General features: G+C 72.0%; 16 protein-coding genes. 7 read left to right on the top strand and 9 right to left on the bottom strand.

All coding sequences use genetic code 11. The features are described 5' to 3' along the window. Window positions 1-4: 4 nt before the first annotated feature. The 5 genes from Sdi02f_RS06010 to Sdi02f_RS05990 all read right to left on the bottom strand — a co-directional run bounded on the left by Sdi02f_RS06010 (window position 5) and on the right by Sdi02f_RS05990 (window position 5204). Window positions 5-910, bottom strand: a complete 906-nt coding sequence (locus Sdi02f_RS06010) for a class I SAM-dependent methyltransferase (protein WP_108932818.1) — start codon at window positions 908-910, stop codon at window positions 5-7. 129 nt (window positions 911-1039) lie between these two features. Further along, window positions 1040-1669, bottom strand: coding sequence for a helix-turn-helix transcriptional regulator (locus Sdi02f_RS06005; protein ID WP_037798891.1), 630 nt, complete (start codon window positions 1667-1669; stop codon window positions 1040-1042). A 32-nt stretch (window positions 1670-1701) separates the two neighbouring features. Beyond that, on the bottom strand, window positions 1702-3654 hold the full coding sequence (locus Sdi02f_RS06000; RefSeq protein WP_030401203.1) for an APC family permease: 1953 nt from the start codon (window positions 3652-3654) through the stop codon (window positions 1702-1704). 115 nt (window positions 3655-3769) lie between these two features. Continuing rightward, the gene (locus Sdi02f_RS05995) at window positions 3770-4210 is read right to left on the bottom strand and encodes an OsmC family protein (protein WP_030401204.1); all 441 of its coding nucleotides are present in this window, start codon (window positions 4208-4210) and stop codon (window positions 3770-3772) included. Between the two features lie 10 nt (window positions 4211-4220). After that, window positions 4221-5204, bottom strand: coding sequence for an SDR family NAD(P)-dependent oxidoreductase (locus Sdi02f_RS05990; RefSeq protein WP_051849622.1), 984 nt, complete (start codon window positions 5202-5204; stop codon window positions 4221-4223). Between the two features lie 346 nt (window positions 5205-5550). Here Sdi02f_RS05990 and Sdi02f_RS05985 point away from each other — a divergent pair, with 346 nt between their 5' ends. Together Sdi02f_RS05985 and Sdi02f_RS05980 are read left to right on the top strand one after the other, a co-directional pair. Further along, complete coding sequence (locus tag Sdi02f_RS05985; RefSeq protein ID WP_108932817.1) at window positions 5551-7884, top strand: beta-L-arabinofuranosidase domain-containing protein; 2334 nt, start codon at window positions 5551-5553, stop codon at window positions 7882-7884. Between the two features lie 128 nt (window positions 7885-8012). Then, complete coding sequence (locus Sdi02f_RS05980; RefSeq protein ID WP_030401207.1) at window positions 8013-8441, top strand: cold-shock protein; 429 nt, start codon at window positions 8013-8015, stop codon at window positions 8439-8441. A gap of 27 nt (window positions 8442-8468) precedes the next feature. Here Sdi02f_RS05980 and Sdi02f_RS05975 read toward each other — a convergent pair whose 3' ends face one another. Continuing rightward, window positions 8469-8840 (bottom strand): VOC family protein, encoded by a 372-nt coding sequence (locus Sdi02f_RS05975; protein WP_030401208.1) that lies wholly within the window; start codon window positions 8838-8840, stop codon window positions 8469-8471. Between the two features lie 109 nt (window positions 8841-8949). Here Sdi02f_RS05975 and Sdi02f_RS05970 point away from each other — a divergent pair, with 109 nt between their 5' ends. Further along, window positions 8950-9411: a MarR family winged helix-turn-helix transcriptional regulator gene (locus Sdi02f_RS05970; RefSeq protein WP_030401209.1), complete on the top strand. Its 462-nt coding sequence runs from the start codon at window positions 8950-8952 to the stop codon at window positions 9409-9411. Between the two features lie 14 nt (window positions 9412-9425). Here Sdi02f_RS05970 and Sdi02f_RS05965 read toward each other — a convergent pair whose 3' ends face one another. Together Sdi02f_RS05965 and Sdi02f_RS05960 are read right to left on the bottom strand one after the other, a co-directional pair. Then, window positions 9426-9956, bottom strand: coding sequence for a hypothetical protein (locus Sdi02f_RS05965; RefSeq protein WP_030401210.1), 531 nt, complete (start codon window positions 9954-9956; stop codon window positions 9426-9428). 146 nt (window positions 9957-10102) lie between these two features. Continuing rightward, window positions 10103-10516, bottom strand: coding sequence for a Fur family transcriptional regulator (locus Sdi02f_RS05960; protein ID WP_030401211.1), 414 nt, complete (start codon window positions 10514-10516; stop codon window positions 10103-10105). Window positions 10517-10704: 188 nt separating this feature from the next. Between Sdi02f_RS05960 and Sdi02f_RS05955 the strand changes: the two genes are divergently transcribed. Then, window positions 10705-12168, top strand: coding sequence for a catalase (locus Sdi02f_RS05955; protein ID WP_031083887.1), 1464 nt, complete (start codon window positions 10705-10707; stop codon window positions 12166-12168). A gap of 97 nt (window positions 12169-12265) precedes the next feature. Next, window positions 12266-12661, top strand: coding sequence for an ankyrin repeat domain-containing protein (locus Sdi02f_RS05950; protein ID WP_108932816.1), 396 nt, complete (start codon window positions 12266-12268; stop codon window positions 12659-12661). Window positions 12662-12675: 14 nt separating this feature from the next. Here the strand turns inward: Sdi02f_RS05950 and Sdi02f_RS05945 are convergent, their stop codons facing one another. Then, on the bottom strand, window positions 12676-13458 hold the full coding sequence (locus tag Sdi02f_RS05945) for an NAD(P)H-dependent oxidoreductase (RefSeq protein ID WP_108932815.1): 783 nt from the start codon (window positions 13456-13458) through the stop codon (window positions 12676-12678). Between the two features lie 147 nt (window positions 13459-13605). Here Sdi02f_RS05945 and Sdi02f_RS05940 point away from each other — a divergent pair, with 147 nt between their 5' ends. Both Sdi02f_RS05940 and Sdi02f_RS05935 read left to right on the top strand, forming a co-directional pair. Beyond that, entirely contained in the window at window positions 13606-14457 is an 852-nt protein-coding gene (locus tag Sdi02f_RS05940) for a helix-turn-helix transcriptional regulator (protein ID WP_108932814.1), read from the top strand. 432 nt (window positions 14458-14889) lie between these two features. Further along, entirely contained in the window at window positions 14890-16371 is a 1482-nt protein-coding gene (locus Sdi02f_RS05935; RefSeq protein ID WP_108932813.1) for a sugar transferase, read from the top strand. Window positions 16372-16407 lie beyond the last annotated feature (36 nt).

The following is a 16407-nucleotide window of genomic DNA, read 5'->3' as shown; positions in this document are numbered from 1 at the left end:
CTCCTCACCCTCCTGCGGCGGCTCGGCGAGCGGCCCAGACGGTGCGTTCGGTGCGTACGGCGAGGTCCGTACGGCGCAGGATGCTGTTCGGGCCGTCGGTGTCCAGGAGTTCGTCGAGTGCGGCGAGGTCCTGGGGGTCGAGGACGGGCGCGGCCACGCCGCGCAGGCGCTGCAGGCTGCCATGGGCGTAGCGGCCGATCGCTTCGCTGCGCCCGCCCTCGATGTCGACGGTGAGGGTGCGCTCGTCCTCGACGGTGAAGCCGGCGGCGGCCAGCATCGGCCCCCAGTCGGCGCCGCGGTGCGGAACGTGCTCGGCGTGGAAGCTGTCGGTCGCGGCGTGGGCGCGCTCTTCGAGGCCGGGCCGGTCCTCCGGGGCGTCGGCGGGCAGGAAGCGGGGGAAGCCGGCGAGCTCGACGACGGCGAACAGGCCGCCGGGGGCGAGCAGTTCACGGACGCTGCGCAGGGCGCGTTCGGGGCGGGCCATGTGGTGCATCGAGGCGGACGCCCACACCAGGCCGGGCGTGCCGAGGTCGGGCCAATGGTCGCTGTCCAGGTCGGCCCGCACGGTCCGTACGCGCTCTTCGACTCCGCGGGCGCGTGCCTTCTCGCTCAGGATCCGGAGGTGTCCGGCCGAGTTGTCGACGGCGGTGACGTGCGCGTCGGGGAAGCGTTCGAGGAGCGCGAAGGTGCCCGTGCCGGTGCCGCAGCCCAGGTCCACGATCAGACGCGGCTCGCTGGTCAGCGGCAGCCAGGCGGTGACGGACGCGAGGTGCTCGGCGAGCACCTCGGCGTCCAGATCGAGGATCTCCGCCTGACCGGGATCGTCGTGCTCGTGGTCGCCGCCGTGGCCGTGGCCGGGGTGGTGAGCGGGCGCGTCGTGGTGGGAGGTGTGCCGGTGCGTCGGGGTCATGGCATCACCGTAAGTCCGCCATGCGCCGTTCGGGCAAGACCTTGCGCGATGCGCAAACAGATGGCTCGGTTTGCTGCCCGCCGCGCAAGACGGCCCGCCCCCCCGGTGGGTCCGGCGGACTGTGGTCCGCTATCCGATGTACCCCTGGGTGTCCGTGCAGTCGGCTTCCGAGCCGCCGGCGCCCGGGGTCTTCTGGTGGCCGCGGCGGGCGTCGCGGTCGAAGATGCCGAGGATCTCGCACGGCCCGCCCTCGGCGCCGATCGCGTGCGGCGTCATGGTGGGGAACTCCGCGGCCTGGTTGGTCTCGACGCGAAAGCGCCGGTGGCCGAGCATGAGGACGGCGGTGCCGGACAGGACCACCAGCCACTCGTGGCCGGGGTGGGCGCGCATCTGCGCCGGGTTGCCGGGCGGCGGATCGGTCAGCCGCTGACGCATCACGCTCATGCCGGGATCGCCCTTGACCGGCCAGCGCAGCAGACCGTGCGCGGCGTCGATCATCGGGCTGACGACGACGTCGGCGGAGGCGTTCTCGACGAGCTGGTCCAGGGTGGTGTCCAGGGCGCGGGCGAGAGTGACGAGCTGGTCCAGGGCGAGGCGGCGCCGGCCGTTCTCGATGCGGCTCAGCGAGGACTGGCTGAGGTTGGCGCGGCCGGCCAGCTCCTCCAGCGACCAGCCCTGGGCGACGCGCAGCGCCCGGATCCGTGTGCGTACCAGGCTGTCCAGCTGCCCGTCTTCCACCCCTGCCCCTTCGTGCTTCATGAGCAATACTCTATGCCGCTGCCGCAACCCGGTCAGTCCAGGTCGGGCGAGCGGTGCGACTCCAGTGCCTGCATGGCGCGTGACGCGTTGAACGGCAGGATCGTGACCGCGATGTGCGGCAGTTGCTCCAGGGCCCTCGACATCTTCTCGCCGGTCCCCCGGTGGAGGAGCTTGCCGAGGGCGTTGGCGTACATCCGCCGGGGCACGAGCACCGTCAGGGACGTGTCGCCGTCCTGCGTGGTGCGCGCGGCCAGTTCCCGCATCGCGTGCCGCAGACGGCGGTCGGGGCAGGCCACCAGTTCCAGCTCGACCGAGGTCGCGGACGTCGACGCCCAGCGGGCGGACAGGCGGCGCGCGTGCGCCTCGTCGATGGCGAAGTGCACGGCACGGACGCTGTCGGGCCGCAGCTCGTGGGCGTAGCGCAAGGCCTTCAGCGTGGCCAGGTCCAGCGTCTCGACGAGGACGAACACCCGGTGGCGGCGGGTACGCGGCCGGTCCGCTCCCGCGGGGAGCTGCTCCAGGGCGGCGGCCTCGCGCCGGTACTCGCGGTTGATGCGGATCAGCGCCCAGACCCCGAGCGGGAAGACCACGACGACCAGCCAGGCGCCTTCCGTGAACTTCGTGACGGCGAAGATCAGCACGACGGCGGCGGAGACGGCCGCCGCGAGCGCGTTCACCGTGATCTTCGCCCGGCGCCGTGACTCACGTCTGCGCAGGTGGTAGGCGGTGAGGCCGCTGCCGGCCATGGTGAAGGCGGTGAAGACGCCGATCGCGTACAGGGCCACCAGCTTGTCGACGCTGGCGCCCGTGACGAGCAGCAGAGCGAGCGAGAGGGCGGAGAGCGTGAGGATGCCGTTGGAGAAGGCCAGCCGGTGTCCGCGCCGGGTGAGCATCCGGGGCAGGAACCGGTCCTGGGCGACGAAGCTGGCGAGGAACGGGAAGCCGGTGAAGGGGGTGTTGGCGCCGGTGTAGAGGACCAGCGCGGTCGCCAACTGGACGAAGACCAGCCCGGCCGTTCCCACCGTTCCGGTGCCGAAGGCGAGCCTCGCCTCCTGGGCGATGACGGTGGGCGTCCCGTCGGTGTAGGGGACGGCGTGGGTGACGTGGGCGAGGGTGGAGACGCCCAGGACCAGGACGGCGAGCACACAACTCATGGTGATCAGGGTCACCCGGGCGTTGCGGCCCTGCGGTTCGCGGAAGGCGGAGATGCCGTTCGAGATGGCTTCGAGCCCGGTGAGCGACGAACCGCCGTTGGCGAAGGAACGCAGCACGATGAAGACCGAGGCGCCGTAGAGCCAGCCGTCGCCGGGGGTTCCGAGCGGCACGACACCCGGAGCATGGAGGTCGGCGTGCGGCAGTCCGCCCGTCACCGCCCGCACCGCCGCGACGAGGAAGACCAGGCCCATCGCCGCCATGAAGAGATAGGCGGGCAGCGCGAAGGTCCGGCCCGCTTCGCGCACTCCGCGCAGGTTTCCGTAGCACAGCAGCACGATCACCCCCACCGACACCGGGAGCTGGAGGTGGTCCAGCCCCGTCCAGCCGTGGCCGGCCAGGTGGGCGAGGGAGATCAGCGCGTTCGTGCCGGCCGACACCTGGACGGCCACCGTGACGACGTAGTCGACGAGCAGGGCCACGGCGGCGACCTGGGCGACGTTCGGCCCGAAGTTCTCCCGCGCCACCACGTAGGACCCGCCGGCCCGGGTGTAGATCGTCACGACGTCGCTGTAGCAGAGCGTCAGGAGCAGCAGCACCAGCAGGATCGCACCGGTCACCGGCATGACCATGGTGAAGGCGGCCGCTCCGACGACCGGCACGAGGACCCGGAGCATCTCCTCCGAGCCGTAGGCCGAGGAACTGATGCAGTCGGATGCGAGTACCCCGAGCGCCGCCGGCTTGCCCAGCTTCTCCTCACTGACGCGCTCGGTCGTGAGGGGCCTGCCGAGGAGCCGCCGCTTGACGCGATACATCGGCCGTTCGAAAGTCATGCCGCCATCACAGCGGGCGGCTGCTCCGGGGCGGGGCAGGCACCACGGGCGGCCACCCGCACGGAGGCGCCGGGCTCCCGCCGGGAGACGGCGGTGCGCGGACCCGGCGTGCGGGTCAGGCCTCGGTGACCGTGGTGGTCACCGGTGTGCCGGTCTCGACGGTCCTGCTCACGGTGCAGAGACGGTCGTGGGAGGCCTTGACCGCGCGGGGCAGGATCGCACGGGCGCGTTCGGCTCCCTCGCCGTCCGGGAAGTCCACGGTGAACGCGACTTCAAGGTTCGTGAGGCGGTTGCCCAGGTCGTCGCTGACCTTGTCCCCCCTGACCGTCACGGAGAAGCGGGCGGGCTCCGCGTGACGGGCGGTGGCGATGTCGACGTCCACGGCCGTGCAGCCGCCGATCGCGGCCAGGAACAGCTCGACGGGGGTGAACCCGGTGTCCTGGCCGCTCTCCGGGGACGTACCGAAACTGATCGATCCGCCGCGGGCGTTGGTGGCGACGAACCGGCCGCCGCCCGTGCGTTCGACGACTACGGAACGTTCCGTTTGTTCGCTCATGCCGCTCACATTAGCCACATCGGCCGTGGGGAGCGGTCCGCGCCCGCCGGAAGCCGAGGTCCGGATCGACCCCGGTCAGTTCCGTGCCGGCGGCCCACAGGCGCGCGGCGACGGACGGGTCGGCCATGTGCGCGGGGACGGGCTCGCGTCGCGGCCGGCCGCGCAGCCCGAAGACCCTCGGCCCCCAGAGCTGCCCTCCTTGTACGCCGGGGTCGAGGACGGCACGGACGAGCGGCCACGCTCCGGCGTACTTGCCCTGCACGAGGAGCCCCGCGGGCAGCCCGCGCAGCCGCTCGCCGGGGGTCGCCACGCTGAGCGGCGGACGGGAGGGAGTGAGGGAGTCCAGGGCGCCGCCGGGGTGGGCCACCACGCTGAGGACCGTGCTGTCGAGGGCGCGCAGCCGGCGGTCGAGTTCGAAACCGAAGCTCATCTGCGCCAGCTTCGACCGTCCGTAGGTGCGCTTGGGGCGGTAGTCCCGCAGCGACTGCAGATCGTCGAGGTCCAGTCGCTCGGACCGCGCCGCGAAGCTTCCGACCGTCACGACGCGGCCCGCCGGTGCGGCGGACAGGAGGGGGGCCAGCCACCGGGTCAGCGCGAAGTGGCCGAGGTGGTTGGTGGCGAACATCAGCTCGTGGCCGTCCCCGGTCTGCCGGCGCGGCGGGTCGTCGAGCGCGACGCCCGCGTTGTGGACCACCGCGTCGAGACGGTCGAGGCCGAGTCCGTCCGCGGCGGTCTTCAGGGACGGCAGGTCGGCGAGGTCCAGGCGCAGGTGCCGTACGCGCGCTCCGGGGACGCGCGAGCGGATCGAGGCCAGGGCGGTCTCGGCCCGGCCGGGGTCCCGGCTGCCGATGACGACGAGGGCCCCGGTGGTGGCGAGCTGCTCGGCGGCGAAGTAGCCGATTCCGGCGTTCCCGCCGGTGACGAGGACGTTCTTCCCCTCGGCGGACGGCAGCCGGTGCACGTCCCACGGTCGGTTCTGGGATGGGGAGGACACGATGACAGGCTCCTTGGCTTGCGGACGGCGTGCTCCTGGAGAGCACCGGCCCGCTCAAGGTCGCACCGCTCGCCGACAGATCACCGACAGCGCGCACGCGCCGCCGACAGCCGGCCGACAGCCGGGCCCGGGGCCACGGCGAGGGGCCGGAGGGTGCCGGACGCATGGACGGCCGTGCGTGCTGGACGCATGGACGGCCGTGCGTGCCGGATGCATTGACGGCCGTGGATGCCGGAACTAAGGTCGCGACGATTTCACGAACGACGTTCGACATGACGAACGCAGCGACAGACGAACCACGGTCCTCCGTCCCCTGTCCCCGCACGGCGCACGCAAAGGTGGTTCCATGCCCGCTCCCCTCAGCAGAAGGCGCCTCCTCCAGGCCGCCGGAACGACGGCCGCCGCCACCGCCGTCGGCCCCCTCGCCGCCGGCTCCCCCGCCGCCGGCTCCCCCGCCCACGGAGCGGCCCCTGCGCCGGTCCGGCCCGACGTCGGGGCGCTGGCCTTCCCCTTCGACCTCGGCCGGGTCAGGCTGACCGCGAGCAGGTGGCTGGACAACCAGAACCGCACCCTGAACTATCTGCGGTTCGTCGACGTGGACCGGCTGCTGTACAACTTCCGCGCCAACCACCGCCTGTCCACCGGGGGAGCCGCCGCGACCGGCGGCTGGGAGGCCCCCGACTTCCCCTTCCGCAGCCACGTGCAGGGCCACTTCCTCACCGCGTGGGCGCAGGCGTACGCCGCGACCGGCGACACCGTCTGCCGGGACAAGGCCCTGTACATGGTGGCCGAACTGGCCAAGTGCCAGGCCAACAACGGCGCCGCGGGCTTCGGCGCCGGGTACCTCTGCGGCTACCCCGAGTCGGACTTCGACGCCCTGGAGTCCGGGGCGCCGGTCAACGGCAACGTGCCGTACTACACGGTCCACAAGACCCTCGCCGGTCTGCTGGAGGTGTGGCGGCTCCTCGGCAGCGCCCGGGCCCGTGACGTCCTGCTCGCCCTGGCGGACTGGGTCGACCGGCGCACCGGCCGGCTGAGCACCGCACGGATGCAGGCCGTCCTGGAGACCGAGTTCGGCGGCATGAACGCCGTCCTGACCGACCTCGGCCGGCAGACCGGCGACGCCCGGTGGCAGGCCGTCGCCCAACGCTTCGACCACGCCGCGGTGTTCGACCCGCTGGCGGCGAACCAGGACCGGCTGGCGGGGCTGCACGCCAACACGCAGGTGCCCAAGTGGATCGGGGCCGTGCGCGCGTACAAGGCCACCGGCACGACGCGCTACCGGGACATCGCCGCCAACGCCTGGAACATGTGCGTCGGCGCCCACACCTACGCCATCGGCGGCAACAGCCAGGCGGAGCACTTCCGCGCCCCGAACGCCATCGCCGCGCACCTGGCGAACGACACCTGCGAGAGCTGCAACACCGTCAACATGCTCACCCTCACCCGGGAGCTGTTCACGCTGACGCCGGACCGGGCCGAGCTGTTCGACTTCTACGAGCAGGCGTGGCTCAACCACATGACCGGCCAGCAGAACCCGGCCGACCCGCACGGCCACGTCACCTACTTCACCCCGCTGAGGCCGGGCGGACGGCGCGGCGTGGGTCCGGCGTGGGGCGGCGGCACCTGGAGCACCGACTACACCACGTTCTGGTGCTGCCAGGGCACCGGTCTGGAGATGCACACCCGGCTGATGGACTCCGTCTACTTCCACGACGGCGGCACCACCCTGACCGTGAACCTGTTCGTCCCCTCGGTCCTCACCTGGGCCGCGCGCGGCATCACCGTCACCCAGACCACCTCGTACCCGGTGAGCGACACGACCACCCTCCGCATCACCGGCGACGCGGGCGGCACCTGGGCGCTGCGCGTGCGCATCCCGGGCTGGACCGACGGTGCCGTCGTCGGCGTCAACGGCGTCGCGCAGGACATCACCGCCACGCCCGGGACCTACGCCACCGTGGAACGCGCCTGGGCCTCCGGGGACACCGTCACCGTCCGGCTGCCGATGCGCACCGTCGTACGGCCCGCCCCCGACAATCCGAACGTCGGTGCCGTCACCCACGGCCCGGTCGTCCTGTCCGGCGACTACGGCGACACCGCGCTGTCCTCCCTGCCCTCCCTGGACGTCGGCTCGGTCAGGCGGACCGGTTCGGCCGCGCTCGCCTTCACCGCGACGGCGAACGGTGCCGCCGTGGACCTCGGCCCGTTCCACGACGCCCACGGGCACAACTACACCGTCTACTGGAACACCGGTGGCCTGGCCTCCGTCCGCATCGCCAACGCCGTCGGCGGTCTGGTGCTGGGCATCCAGGACATGTCCACGGCCGACGGCGGCCGGGCCCTGCTGTGGACCGACTCCGGGACCGCCGACCACGACTGGGAGCTGGTGCCCGACGCGGGTGGCACGCACCGCCTGCGCAACGTCCACAGCGGGAAGGTGCTGGGCGTGCTCGACATGTCCACGGCCGACGGCGCCGCCGTGCTGCAGTGGTCGGACAACGGCACCGCCGACCACCGGTGGACGCTCCAGGACCTGGGCGACGGCACCTGCACCATCCGCAACGCCCACAGCGGGAAGCTGCTCGCCGTCCGGAACGGCTCCCCCGCCGTCGGCGCCTTCGTCGTCCAGGACGCGGACGACGGCACGGCCGACAACCGCTGGCGCGTCCTGCGCTGAGCCGGACCCCGCGAGGCGCCGTCCGGGCCGGGTCCCGGCGCACTCGCCGCGACCCGGCCCGATAGCATGCACACGGCTTCGGGGAAGGGCCTCGGAGCCGTGTGGTTTCCAGTGGGCTGGGGGTCGGTATGGTCGCGGGTCGTGTGGTGCGCTTCGACGCTACGCGGGGTTACGGGTTCATCGCGCCGGAGGACGGCGGCGAGGACATCTTCCTGCACGTGAATGATCTGCTCATCCCCGAGGAGTACGTCCGCTCCGGTCTGGTCGTGGAGTTCGACGTGGAGCGCGGCGAGCGCGGGCTCAAGGCGTCGGGCATCCGCCTCCCCGAGGGCGAGGTGGCCGGGCCCCCGCGGCGCCGGCAGGAGTCCGCGCCCCGGGCCCCGATGTCCGACGAGAACGGCCAGCCGCTGTGCGACGTGCTGAGTTCCGACGAGTACCGGCGCGACGTGACGGAACTGCTGCTGACCTCGAGTCCGCAGCTGACCGCGGAACAGGTCCTCACCATCCGCGGCGCCCTCCTGAAGTTCAGCGAGGGCCACGGCTGGGTCGAGGACTGAGGCCGCGCCCGGCCGCCGCGAGCGGCCTCAGCCTCCGTGGACGGTGAGCCGGTAGCCCCCGGGCCCGGTGAAGGTGAACATCGGCCCGAAGGGGCTGTCCTGCACCGGACCCGCGACCTCGACACCGGCGTCGACGAGCCGTGCGTGCAGCGCGGGGGCGTCGTCGGTGCGCAGCCACAGGGCCACGCCCAGGCCGGGGACGGCGTCGCCGGTCAGGTCGGTGCCCGGGAGCGGTTCCCGGACGGCGAAGGGGACCGGGCTGGTGGCGAAGACCACCGCGCCGGGCGGAGACGCGGGGGCGCGGCGCAGGCCGAGGTGCTCCTCGAAGAAGGCCGCGGCGGCGGGCACGTCCGTGACCTGCAGGGCGATGAAGTCGGGACCTTCGACGGCGGCGGTCATGGTGTCCTCCGGAGATGTTGGGCCCAGGACTGTGATGCCAGGACCTCGATGTCAGGGCTTTGACATGGGGACGATAGGCGGGCGCGCGCTCGCATGTCAAAATGCTGACATGGAGACTCCGACGCCCGTTCCCCCGCCGCACGCCGCCAAGGACGTCACCGAGCACGTGGGGTACCGCCTCAAGCGCGCCTCGGCCGCCCTGCGCACCGCCATGGACCGAGCACTGCGGGAGCACGGGCTGACCGTCCCGCAGTACTCCTGCCTCGAGCTCCTCGACGAGCAGCCCGGCCTGTCCAACGCCGACCTCGCCCGCGGCACCTTCGTCACCCGGCAGTCGGCCAACGTCGTCCTGCGCGGGCTCAAGGACGCGGAGCTGATCACACGGCCGCAGTCCGCCGAACACGGCCGCGCCCTGCCCGTGCACCTCACGGCGGCCGGGAGGGAACGCCTGCACGCCGCCCGCCGGGCGGTCTACGCGATCGAGGTGCGCATGATCAGCGGTGTCCCCGCGGACCGTCTCGCGGCACTGCTGTCCGACCTCGACGCCATGACGGAGGCGCTCGGCGACTGACCGGGCGGCAGGCGCTAGTCGATCAGTGCGTCCGCGGCGATGATCGCCAGGCCGAGCAGCATGTCGAGGGCGCCCGCCCGGCAGGAGGCCAGGCGGCCGAGCCCGGCGGCGCGGGCGGCCGTGACACCCAGGCAGAAGAGGGAGACGGTGTTCAGCCCCAGGGCCGTGTCGACGGCCGTCTCCTCCGCCCACCACCCGGCCGAGGCCGCGAGCACCAGTACGACGGTCGGCAGCGCGGCGGCGACCAGCGGCCACTCGTCGAGCACGGCGCGCACCCTGCCCGGCCGGGCCGCGCCGTCGCCGGACGCACGCCGGGCGATGACGTGGGCGTACCCGTGGGCCACGGCGGAGACCAGCGCGGTGAGCAGCACCCACAGCGCGTCCTGACCCGGGTTGGCCTTCTCCCCCGGCACGTCCAGCGCGGCCACCAGGGCACTCGCCAGCACCAGGCCGTAGATGCCCTTGAACAGCCACTGCTCGGGCCGGCCCCGGAGGATGCCCCTGGGCGCCGGGCTCCCGGCTGCGGCACCGGCGTGCGCGTTCATCCGGGCGAGCCGGTCGGCCCCGTACCGCCGAGGATCCCGATTCCCATGCCGCGCCTCTCTTCCTCCCGGAGCCTGGTGGCTCAGTCACCACTGTGTCGGCGGACGGGGAGGACGGCGCTCTGGGCGCCCCGAAGGGATGAGTGGCCTCAGGCCGCGCAGTCCGGGCAGACGCCGCGGTACGTGACCTCGACCTCGGAGACGGTGAAACCGAAGGACTGGGACGCCGGGAGGTCGGCGAGGGGGTCGCCCGTCGGCCGTACGTCCCGCATCGAGCCGCAGCGCGAGCAGAGCAGATGGTGGTGGGGGCGGTGGGCGTTCGGGTCGTAGCGCTTGGCGCGGCCGTCGGTCGCGACCTCGAGGACCTCTCCCCGGTGGACCAGTTCGCGCAGCGTGTTGTACACCGTCGCCCGGGAGATCTCGGGCAGTCGCTCCGCGGCGCGGGCGTGCACCTCGTCGGCGGTCAGGTGCACGTGGTCTCCGTCGAGGACCTCGGCGACGACGCGGCGCTGGGCCGTCAGGCGCCAGCCGCGTTCGCGAAGCCTCTCCAGGAGATCACTCATGGGCAGCACCCTAGCAGGGAACGGCGCCAACTCAAGAGCCGATATCGCTCTGGATAGCGCCTTGCCTTAGATCCTGTCCAAGGTAGGGTGTGTCCATGAACGCGCGGGGCAGCTTGCCCCGGACCGCCGGCCGGCCGGGACCGTCAGGCCTTGAGCGTCATGCGAAGAACCACTCCGAGGAGCAAGCCTTGCCTGAGAACAACCAGAAGCCGCTGACCACGGTTGCCGGTGCACCGGTTCCCGACAACCAGAACTCCCTGACGTCGGGTCCGCGTGGGCCGATGCTGCTGCAGGACGTGTGGTTCCTGGAGAAGCTCGCCCACTTCGACCGCGAGGTCATTCCGGAGCGCCGGATGCACGCCAAGGGCTCGGGCGCCTTCGGCACCTTCACGGTGACCCACGACATCACGCGCTACACGAGCGCGAAGATCTTCTCCGAGGTCGGCAAGAAGACCGAGCTGTTCGCCCGGTTCTCCACGGTCGCCGGTGAGCGCGGTGCCGCCGACGCCGAGCGCGACATCCGCGGTTTCGCCGTGAAGTTCTACACCGAGGAGGGCAACTGGGACCTCGTCGGCAACAACACCCCCGTCTTCTTCTTCCGTGACCCGCTGAAGTTCCCGGACCTCAACCACGCGGTGAAGCGCGACCCGCGCACCAACCTGCGCAACGCCGAGAACAACTGGGACTTCTGGACCAACCTCCCCGAGGCCCTGCACCAGGTCACCATCGTGATGTCCGAGCGCGGCATCCCGGCCTCGTACCGGCACATGCACGGGTTCGGCTCGCACACCTACAGCTTCGTCAACGCCGAGGGCGAGCGGTTCTGGGTCAAGTTCCACCACCGCACCCAGCAGGGCATCAAGAACCTCACCGACGCCGAGGCCGAGGCCCTGGTCGGCAAGGACCGCGAGTCGCACCAGCGCGACCTCTTCGACGCGATCGAGAACGGCGACTTCCCGAAGTGGAAGCTGTTCGTGCAGATCATGCCGGAGGCCGACGCGGAGACCTACCGCTTCCACCCCTTCGACCTCACCAAGGTCTGGTCGAAGAAGGACTACCCGCTGATCGAGGTCGGCGAGTGGGAGCTGAACCGCAACCCCGACAACTACTTCGCGGACGTCGAGCAGGCCGCCTTCAGCCCGGCCAACGTGGTCCCGGGCATCGGCTTCTCCCCCGACCGGATGCTGCAGGGCCGCCTCTTCTCCTACGGCGACGCCCAGCGCTACCGTCTCGGCGTCAACCACCACCAGATCCCGGTCAACGCCCCGAAGAGCCCGGTGAACTCCTTCCACCGCGACGGCGCCATGCGCGTCGACGGCAACCAGGGTGCCACCCCGGGCATCGAGCCCAACTCCTACGGGCGCTGGCAGGAGCAGCCCGCCTACCGCGAGCCCGCGCTGGCCGTGGGTGCCGTCGCCGACCGGTTCAACTACCGCGAGGACGACGACAACTACTTCGAGCAGCCCGGCAACCTGTTCCGGCAGATGACCCCGGAGCAGCAGCAGGTTCTCTTCGAGAACACGGCGCGCGCGATCAACGGCGCCTCGGAGCAGACCGTCGCGCGGCACATCGCCAACTGCACCAAGGCCGACCCGGCCTACGGCGAAGGCGTCCGCAAGGCGATCGAGGCCCTGGCCGCCGACACCCTCTGACCGTCCGGTCGGACAGACGCGCGGTACGCGGCACCGCACCGGCGCGGGCACCTCACGGGGGCCCGCGCCGGTGCGGCCGTACCGCCACGGAGACTTCATGAACACGCACAACAGCGCCGGACTGACACCCGAGCAGACCGAGCGCGTCGTGGCCATCGCCATGGACCTGGCCCGGGAGGGCGACACCGGGCAGCTGGTGGAGTTCGTCACGCACGGGCTGCCCGTGGACGTACGCGACCCGGCCGGCAACACCCTCCTCATGCTCGCCGCCTACCACGGTCACGCCGGCACCGTCCGGGCCCTGGTCCAGCACGGCGCCGACCCCGACCTGCGCAACGACCGGGATCAGTCCCCCATCGCCGGTGCCCTGTTCAAGGGCGCCGACGACGTGGTGGCCGTACTGCGGGAGGCCGGCGCGGACCTCGACTCCGGTACGCCCACCGCGCGGGCCGCCGCCTCCATGTTCGGCCGGGACCACCTGCTCGCGGGCTGACCCGGCCCGGGCGCCTACCGGCCGCGCACGTGCAGGCCGAAGCCGCTGCGGCCCGGTTCCTCCAGGCCCTGCTTCAGGCGCAGTGACGGGATCTCGTAGTCGCCGTGGTTCTGAGGCCGGAAGGCGATCGGCTCGGTCGTCTCCAACGACAGCAGCCGCTCCCGCCACGCCTTGGCGGCGTCCTCGAAGCCGTCCTCGCCGAGCCGGTCGGCGCCGTGGAGGACGAAAGGCGGCAGGACCTCGAGGCCGGGGTAGTACAGGATCCCGTGGTGGATCGGGAAGAGCAGGTCCTCGATCGGGCCGTTGATCCCCCGGTCGCTGTAGTGGGACTCGGCGCCTCCGACGGTCACCGACAGGATCGCCCGCCGTCCGCGCAGCGTCCCCTCCCCGTAACGCTCGCCGTACCGGGTCCCGTCGTGCACGCCGACGCCGTAGGCGAAGCGGTGGGTGAACACGCGGTCGACCCACCCCTTGAGGATCGCCGGCATCGTGTACCACCACAGCGGGAACTGGAGGACCACCGTGTCGGCCCACAGCAGTTTCTCCTGCTCGGCCACCACGTCGGGCGTGAGCGCTCCGGCCTCGTGGGCCCGGCCCGAGTTCGGCACCACCCGCAGCGGGCTCGTGGCGTACTCGCCGTAGTCCGCCGCGTCCGCGGTGGCCTTCCAGTCCATCGCGTACAGGTCGCTCACCCGCACCTCGTGCCCGGCGGCCGTCAGGGTGGCGACGGCGAGGTCCTTCAGCGCACCGTTCAGCGAGCGCGGCTCGGGGTGGGCGTGGACGATGAGCGCCTTCATGGCGGTTCCCTTCGACGACGGGGCCGGTCGTCACCGATGCTGGGCCGGTCCGGTCCCGTTGTGCAGGGGCGCCGCTTCCGTCGGACGGGACTTCCTGGTACCGGCAGGACCACCCTGGCGCACGGGGCCGAAGCCATACTGGGGGCCATGGACGATCTCGCGGGCTTCCTGCGCACCCGGCGCTCCCGGGTCGATCCCTCCTCCGTCGGCATCCCCGCCGCCAGCCGCCGCCGTGTGGAGGGGCTGCGCCGTGAGGAGGTCGCGCACCTGTCCGGGGTCAGCGTCGACTACTACGTGCGCCTGGAGCAGGGCCGCGCCACGCAGCCCTCCGAGCAGGTCCTCGACTCCCTCGCCCGGGTCCTCGGCCTCGACGAGACCGAGCGCGGCCACCTGGGCCGGCTCGCGCGGCAGCGCCGCCGCCGGGCGAAGTCGCCGGGCGGGCGCCTGCGCCCGGAGCTGCTGCGCGTGCTCGACCTCGTCGGCGACGCACCCGCCCTGATCATGGACCACCGGCTGGACGTCGTCGCCGGGAACCGCCTCGCCGGGCTCCTCTACGGCCGGCAGCCGCGGGGTCTGAACACCGCGCGGCACATCTTCCTGGAGGAGACCGAGCGCGGCCTGTACGCCGACTGGGAGACCTGCACCCTGGACGCCGTCGGGCACCTGCGGCTGGCGGCCGGCAAGTATCCGGACGATCCTCGACTGGCCTCGCTCATCGGCGAGTTGGCGATGGGCAGCGAGCGCTTCCGCCGGCTGTGGGCCCGTGCGGACGTACGCGCCCGCACTCACGGGCGCAAGGCGTACCGGCACCCGCTGGTCGGTCTGCTGGAACTGCACCAGGAGAACTTCGCGCTGCCGGACAAGTCGGGCATGGAGCTGCTGGTACTGACCGCGGCGCCCGGGAGTGCGACCGAGGACGGGCTGCGCCTGCTGGCGTCGCTCGGCGGTGACGTCACGAGCGGCGCAGAAAGCCGGGCGCCCGGCCCTCGCACGACGTGAGGCCGCCGGTGGCTCGATCCGGCGGTGCGCGCACGTGCCACACGCGTGAATCGGGCGCCGAACCCGATACTGCAGAAAGCGCGGTGGCGCAAACACATCCGTGGGGTTTCACCGATTCATTGATCAACTCCCAAAGCTTGACCATGAATTGCACACATCCCCTCTACACGGTGGCCCCGATGGTCTAGATTGACCGTGCTTCGGCTGTTCAGGCACGGGGCGACCGATAACGATCTTTAGGTCGGGGGCAGGGGGGTCTGCTGATACCACGGTGAGCTGTGCACTTTTCTGTGACACAGCCAATCCGTCGTGCGCGGGCAGGCGGGGGCCGCCCGCGGGGAGGAACGGCACGGCGCGGGAGGCGGGGGCCTCCCGAGGGGGAGGAACAGTGCTAGGCGAACACGTCGAACCACTGGGGACCTGGGGGGTTCTGTGCGGCAAGGGGGATTGGTCAGCGCGTTTCCGTCGGCCCGCGGCCAACTGGCGGAGGGGGCGGTCGGCCGGCCGGCGATCGACTGGGAGCAGCGGTACCGCCGTACCGTGATCACCAGCGACACCGTGACCACGGCCGTCGTGGTGGCGGGCATAGGGAATTTCTTCGGGGTCCGGGACGCGGCCAACTGGCACGAGAAGTGGGGAATTCTCGCGTTCGGCACCGAACTGCTGGTGCTGGGGGCACTCGCGGTCAGCCGGTCGTGGTCCCCGGCGGTACTCGGACAGGGAGCCGAGGAATTCCGCCGGCTCGGGCGCTCGCTTTTCATGGCGACCGTCGTACTGGCGCTCGGCGGAATCGCCCTGACCTCGCGCAACATCAAATTGTGGATCTTCGTCGCCGTTCCCGCGATCGCGATCGTCACCATGGTCGCGCGGTATGTGCTGCGGCTGTGGCTGCACCGGCAGCGCAAGGAGGGACGGTGCCTGAGGCCGGTGCTCGCCGCGGGCAGCCCGGCCACCGTACGCGACCTGATCACCCGCACCCGGCGCTTCCCGCACCTCGGCTGGCGCGTGGACGCGGTGTGCACGACGGACAGTCCGGGACTGGACGGCGGTGGCCGACTGGACGGCGTGCCGGTCGTCGGCCCGCTGTCGGACGTGGCCGACCACGTCCGCCGCGACGGCTACCGGGTCGTCGCCATCACTCCGGACCCGCACTGGACGCCGCACCGGTTGCAGCGGCTGGCCTGGAACCTGGAGGGCAGCGACGCCGAGATGGTCGTGGCCCCGGTGCTGATGGAGGTGGCCGGTCCCCGGCTGCACGTCGACGCGGTGCTCGGGATACCGCTGCTGCGGGTCAGCATGCCGGCCTTCACCGGCGGCCGCCGGGCGATCAAGGCGGTCGTCGACCGGTTGGGCGCGGCGGTCCTGCTGACGCTGTTCGCCCCGCTGATGCTGTTCGTCGCCCTGCTCGTCCTGGTGGACAGCCGGGGCGGTGTCTTCTACCGCCAGCGCAGGGTGGGCAAGGACGGCCGCGAGTTCACCATCGTCAAGTTCCGCACCATGGTCGCCGGGGCCGACCGGGCGCGGGCCGCGCTGGCCGACCGCAACGAGGGCGCGGGCCTGTTGTTCAAGCTGCGCCGGGACCCGCGGGTGACGCGGGTGGGCACGGTGCTGCGCCGGTACTCGATCGACGAGCTGCCGCAGCTCTTCAACGTGCTCACCGGTTCGATGTCGCTCGTCGGTCCGCGGCCGCCGCTGCCGGAGGAGTCCGCGGCGTACGGCCCGGACATCCGAAGACGGCTGCTGGTCAAGCCCGGGCTCACCGGCCTGTGGCAGATCAGCGGACGCAGCGACCTGCCGTGGGACGAGGCGGTCCGGCTGGACCTGCGGTACGTGGAGGACTGGTCGCTCGCCCTGGACACGGTGATCTTGTGGAAGACGCTCCGTGCGGTCGTGCACGGGCAGGGGGCCTATTGATGCGCGGCGGTCGTCCGACCGGCGCGCGGACCGCAG

Source organism: Streptomyces ardesiacus (assembly GCF_003112575.1).
Lineage (GTDB): Bacteria > Actinomycetota > Actinomycetes > Streptomycetales > Streptomycetaceae > Streptomyces > Streptomyces ardesiacus.
This window is presented reverse-complemented; position numbering and strand designations above follow the sequence as displayed.